Genomic DNA, 5,242 nt, shown 5'->3' on the forward strand with positions numbered 1-5,242 from the left:
TGCTGCATAACAACATGCCGTTTGATGGTGACAAGTTTTTCAAAATAAAGGGCGCTAATATGTAAATTTTGCTTGACTGAAGACAGAGTATCTACGCCCTCCGCCACCGGCCGTGATAACCACGAATAGACACGAATGATTCGGTGGCAGCGCTCGCATGGATTGATTTTCATCATTCGTGTTAATTCGTGTGCATTCGTGGTTTGGGTTTGTAATCAACAACTCATGCATACAAAGGTTGCTTGGCCGGGTGGGGGTTATTCCTGGTCAGGCTGGTAGGTTTGGTTCAATAGCCGTTTGCGGCTGTTGTGGGTCAGGATGTTTTGCAGATGGGTGATATGGGGTTCGGTGAGGGTGCGGATTTCGGCATCGCGCGCGAGTATTTGCCCGATGAGGGCCACTTTCTTTTTCTGTTGCGGCGCATCGAGCAGCGCTGATGTATCCTGCGCCATCAGCTGGTTGACAAGCTGCTTGCAGGTGTGCTCGAGCGATACCAGCGCATCCCAGTCGCTTTTTTTGGCGGCTGCCAGCATCTGATCAACGATGCCCAGTATTTCCTCGTAAATAGCGATTGCCCGCTCGCCATTCATCCCTTGTGCGCCCTGTTTGCCGGAATGGTTTTCACTCATCGTGTCTGGTCGGCCTCGGTTGTGAGGGGGGAGGCAGGCTGGCTGGCGGGCTGTTGGCCGATCGCCTGCCAGGCTGTGTGCAGCTCGCCCAGCAGCTGGCTGACTTCCTCGATGAGGGCAGGGTCGTTGTGCAGGTTCGCCAGCAGCAAGCGCTGGGTCATGTAGTCGTACAGCTGGTGCAGATTGTCGGCCAGCGCGCCGCCGGTATTGCGGTCGAGGCTGGCCTTGAGGCCATGGTCGATGATCAGAATCGCCTTGGAGATCATCTCCCCCTTGGCGGCGATTTCATTCTGGCGCATATGGAGCTTGCTGCGGCTGAGCGCCTGCTGCGCGCCTTCGAACAGCATCAGGATCAACTTGTGCGGGTCGGCGGCCGCCACGCCCGATTCAACACCGACACGCTGATAGCTGCTGATGGCCTGCGAGGATGATGTGAACATGAATTCTCCTTATTCTGTTGTGGTATGAGTGGCCGATGGCCCATCAATCGCTATTTGTCGCCGATCTTGGGCAGGTTAGCCAATTGTTGCTGCAAGAAATTGCTGGTCTGGCTCATGCTGGCGAGCATCGTATCCAGCGCGGCGAATTGCGCGCGCAGGCGCCGTTCCGTGTCTTCCAGCCGGCGGCCGATGGCTTCGCGCTGGCTGTCGAGGGTCTTGATGCTGGCCTGGATGCCATCCATGCGGCTGTTGATCAGGCCGTCGCTTTGCAGCATGCCGTCGATCAGCCGGTTGAGGCCGGGTGCGAACTGTTCGGTGAGCAGGGCGGTGACAGCCTCCGGCGCTTCTGCCAGGCTGGCGCTGAAACGGCTGCTGTCGAGCGCCAGCGAACCATCCTTCTGGAAGCCGATGCCGATTTGCGTCAGCAGGGAAAAACCGCCATGCTCGGCTGGAAATTCGCTCCCCAGCAAGCGGCGCATCTGGGTCTGCACCGCCCGCAGGGTCGAATCGCCGGTCAGGACCGAAGCCTGCTGATTGGTGGCATCATAATTGGACAGGTTGCGCAGGGTCTGGTGCAGTTCGTTGAAGCCCTTGATGAATGCCTCCACCGCCGCCTGGGCGCTGGCGCTGTCGCGCGCGATTGTCAGGCTGGTCGGGTTGCCCGGGTCGGCCTTGCGCAGCGTGAGCGTGACGCCTTCGAGCGCGTCGGAAATGGTATTGGCAGCCTTGCTGATCGCAATGCCGTCGATGGTCAGGGTGGCGTTGCGCGCCGCGACTGTTTCCGTCAGATGCGCGGTCCCGCCGGTCGAGGCGTCATAGGCCAGCTGGGACAATCCGGCATTGTCGGTATCATCACCATCATCATCGCTGACCGTGATCCGCATGGCATGGCTGAGGCCGGTTTCATCGGCGGCGATCACCAGCCGGTAGCCGCTGCCGTCATGCACCAGGCTGGCCGTCACACCGGCGTCGGCGGCGTTGATGGCATCGCGCACCCCGGCCACCGAGGACTGTTCCGCGCCGATGCTAATCGTGCGCACGGTCTCGGCCGGGTTGGGGCTGAAGGTGCCGTCGTCCTCATAGCTGCCGAAAGTGAGCGTGAGCGTGCCGCTGCCGAGCGCGGTGGCGCTGGTTTCAAACGGCGCCGAGGCGATTTTCTGGCTTTGGGCGAGGGTCAGCACCTCGATTTCGTGCCTGCCTGCGGCCGCCCCGGCGGCAGCGCTCACGCTTGCCAGCGAGCCATCGGCCAGGCTGGCCCGAAAGCCGGTGAAAGTGGTGGACTTGGCCAGCGCCTGGGCGCTGCTCTGCAGGCTGGACAGCGCGCCCTTGAGGCTGCCATAGGCGCTCAACTGCGCCTGCTGTTTGGCTTCGCGCGTGGCCAGCGCGGCCAGCGGCCGCTGTTCCACGCGCATCAATTGCCCGATGATGCTGTGGACATCCAGCCCCGAGCCGATACCTGGTGAAGAAAGCATGAGAAATCCTGTAAGTAATGAAACGATGTGCCGTCCAAAAACAACCTGCGCGGCTGACTGGGAGGCTGTCCGGGAATAGACCGGTCTGCTGCGGACAGCCTCCTAGGCCTGGTCGTTGAACAGCAGGCCCTGCACCTTGTCGAGCGTGCGCGCGATCTGAATCGCTTCTTCCGAGGGAATCTGGCGGATGATTTCACGGGTCTGGACATCGACCACCCGCACCACCGACTTGCCGGTTTCCTCATCGACCGAAAACTGCAGATTGCGCGCCAGCGCCTGGGTGAACTGCTGAATCTGTGCGACCGCCTGTTGCACCTGCATTGCCGTTTCCGCGCCTGCTTCCTGCTCTGGCTGCGCGCGCGCAGGGGCAGGGGGCTGCTGGGACATCGGGAGGGTCTGGGCGGGCGTGGCGGTGAGCAGTTCACTGCCGCCGCTGACGGGACTGATGGACATGGTTATTCTCCTTCTGGATTACGCCCGGTGGCGCGGCGCTTGCTAGCGCGCCACCGGGCGAATGACGGCTGGAACTTATCTCAACAGCGACAGCACGTTGTTGGGCAAGGCATTGGCCTGCGCCAGGATGGCGACCCCGGCCTGCTGCATGATCTGGCCGCGCGTCATGTTGGCGGTCTCGGCTGCGAAATCCGCATCCAGAATCCGGCTGCGCGAGGCGGACAGGTTTTCGGACGTGGTCTGCAGGCTGGCGATGATGGAGGAGAAGCGGTTTTGCAGCGCACCGAGATCCCCGCGCGAGCTGTTGATCTGACTCAAAGCGGCATCAAGTATCGACAGTGCGCTCTGTGCGTTGTCTGAATTCGAGAGATCCAGCTGAGAAACTGAATCGAAACTGCTGACGGAAGTCGTTGCTGCAAATATCTGAGTGTCGGGTGCAATTGCTGTGATTTGACCCTGGGTGCTGGTCAACTCGATTGTGCCGACCTTGACGGCTGAATCACCGGTGGGTATTGAAGGCGTGCCATTGAAATTTATAGTATTAGCACCAAAGTCCAAGTCCTCAATGGCAATATCGCGTCCATCAGTTGTGCTAAGAACTAGGCTGGATTTGTCGCTGGGATCAGCGAAGGAGGCGGTGACGCCGGAGGTAGAGGATACCCCATTGATGGCGGCGGCCAATGCACTGAGATCATTTTCATTGACAACTGTAACGGAGACTGCTTCTCCATTTAAATCGAATTCTATTGTTCCACCTGCGCTTAGTTCAAGTGTTGCGCTGTTGCTGGCGGTGGCGGTGATGCCGATGCCGGAGGCGGCAGCATTGATGTTGGCCGCGATTACATCGGCTCCCACGTTAGCTGCATAATTGATTCCGCTGACCGTACCTTTGCCGGTAGTCAGTTCTAGAGCTCCTCCTGTAATCCCATTATCTACAGTAGCCGCAGTTGCAGTAACGACAGAATCCATGATAGAACCACCAGTCTGGAGAGTGTGTTGACCTAGCGCGGTCGCGCGCGCATCACCGATCGATGCAACGTTGATAGTCTGGTTGGCGTTGGCGCCGATTTGGAAGCTCTGGCTGGCAAACGAGCCGTTGAGCAGGTTGAGGCCGTTGAACTGGGTGTTGTCGGCAACCCGTGAGATCTCCGCGATCAGTTGCGCGGCTTCCGCCTGCAGGGCGGCGCGGTCGCTGGCGGAATTGGTGGCGTTGGCCGATTGCACTGCCAGTTCTCGTACCCGCTGCAGGTTGTTGCCGATTTCCTGGAGCGCGCCCTCGGCGGTCTGGGCGAGCGAAATGCCGTCGTTGGCATTGCGCGCCGCCTGGTTGAGGCCACGGATCTGAGCCGTCATGCGCTCGGAAATCGCCAGCCCGGCTGCGTCATCCTTGGCGCTGTTGATGCGCAGCCCGGTGGACAATCGCTCCAGCGCGGTGTTCAGAGCGTTCTGCGAATTATTGAGATTGCGTTGCGCATTCAATGAGGCGATGTTGGTGTTAATGACTTGTGCCATGTTGTGTCTCCTTCAGAGTGTAAATGTACTTTCATTAAAAAGTCGTGGCGCCAGTGCCACACACGTGGGTTCTGCCTTCGATACTGATTGGCTTTTGAACCGCCGTTGAGAGCAGTAATCGGATCGCCCGGAAAAATATTTAGCAAAATCGACACCCCACCCAAAAAAATTTTCCACCCCCAAACAACCAAACACCCCAATAAAACCCCCCTTCCTCGGCATTTTGATTTCAAATCATGGCTAAAATCCTTAACCACGAATGGACACGAATGGACACGAATGATGAAAACCGCTTCGATTGTGTGCCACCCGCAACCAGGCAAAGATAGTAGGGTGCACCTGTGCACCGTCAAACCCAGGCGATTGCCAGTCAATCGCCACATAGGGAGAAACGATAATTCGAACCACGAATGGACACGAATACACACGAATGATGACAATCACTTCGGTTGTGTTTCAACCGTAATTGGGCCGGTTATCACGTCTTCACTCCGCCATATGACACAACCCCTGCGCGCATCGCCACCAATTCATTGGTGTCCATTCGTGGTTTGAATTGCAGGCGTAGGGTGCACTTGTGCACCGGCTTTTTGCTGTGTGGAAAAGGGCTGCTGCGGGTAAGGTGTTTGGCGGTGCACAGGTGCACCCTTGTATATTAATAGTGAGCAGCAAACTTGCTCAACACTGTAAAGTAACAGCGTTTTCTGGGGAAGCCGTTGCACCCTGAGGTCTCGAA

At 58.3% G+C, this 5,242-nt stretch carries 5 protein-coding genes; all 5 read right to left on the reverse strand.

All coding sequences use genetic code 11. The annotated features are described in order from the left end of the window. Positions 1 to 257: 257 nt before the first annotated feature. Entirely contained in the window at positions 258 to 629 is a 372-nt protein-coding gene (locus tag BLV85_RS14095) for a flagellar protein FliT (RefSeq protein ID WP_090415858.1), read from the reverse strand. After that, positions 626 to 1,069: a flagellar export chaperone FliS gene (gene fliS / locus BLV85_RS14100; protein ID WP_090415859.1), complete on the reverse strand. Its 444-nt coding sequence runs from the start codon at positions 1,067 to 1,069 to the stop codon at positions 626 to 628. The genes BLV85_RS14095 and fliS overlap by 4 nt, the downstream gene beginning before the upstream one ends. 50 nt (positions 1,070 to 1,119) lie before the next feature. Beyond that, positions 1,120 to 2,541, reverse strand: coding sequence for a flagellar filament capping protein FliD (gene fliD, locus BLV85_RS14105; protein ID WP_090415860.1), 1,422 nt, complete (start codon positions 2,539 to 2,541; stop codon positions 1,120 to 1,122). A 102-nt stretch (positions 2,542 to 2,643) separates the two neighbouring features. Next, on the reverse strand, positions 2,644 to 2,994 hold the full coding sequence (locus tag BLV85_RS14110) for a flagellar protein FlaG (RefSeq protein WP_090415861.1): 351 nt from the start codon (positions 2,992 to 2,994) through the stop codon (positions 2,644 to 2,646). A gap of 75 nt (positions 2,995 to 3,069) precedes the next feature. Beyond that, on the reverse strand, positions 3,070 to 4,506 hold the full coding sequence (locus BLV85_RS15855; RefSeq protein ID WP_090415862.1) for a flagellin N-terminal helical domain-containing protein: 1,437 nt from the start codon (positions 4,504 to 4,506) through the stop codon (positions 3,070 to 3,072). Positions 4,507 to 5,242: the final 736 nt, after the last annotated feature.

The sequence above is a fragment of the Nitrosomonas halophila genome, from assembly GCF_900107165.1.
In the GTDB taxonomy this organism is placed as follows: Bacteria; Pseudomonadota; Gammaproteobacteria; order Burkholderiales; family Nitrosomonadaceae; genus Nitrosomonas; species Nitrosomonas halophila.

What these genes read in the sequence shown, in the direction of transcription:
- fliD (WP_090415860.1), bottom strand. Translation starts at nt 2,541, where the DNA reads ATGCTTTCTTCACCAGGTATCGGCTCGGGGCTGGATGTCCACAGCATC.
- BLV85_RS14110 (WP_090415861.1), bottom strand. Translation starts at nt 2,994, where the DNA reads ATGTCCATCAGTCCCGTCAGCGGCGGCAGTGAACTGCTCACCGCCACG.
- fliS (WP_090415859.1), bottom strand. Translation starts at nt 1,069, where the DNA reads ATGTTCACATCATCCTCGCAGGCCATCAGCAGCTATCAGCGTGTCGGT.
- BLV85_RS15855 (WP_090415862.1), bottom strand. Translation starts at nt 4,506, where the DNA reads ATGGCACAAGTCATTAACACCAACATCGCCTCATTGAATGCGCAACGC.
- BLV85_RS14095 (WP_090415858.1), bottom strand. Translation starts at nt 629, where the DNA reads ATGAGTGAAAACCATTCCGGCAAACAGGGCGCACAAGGGATGAATGGC.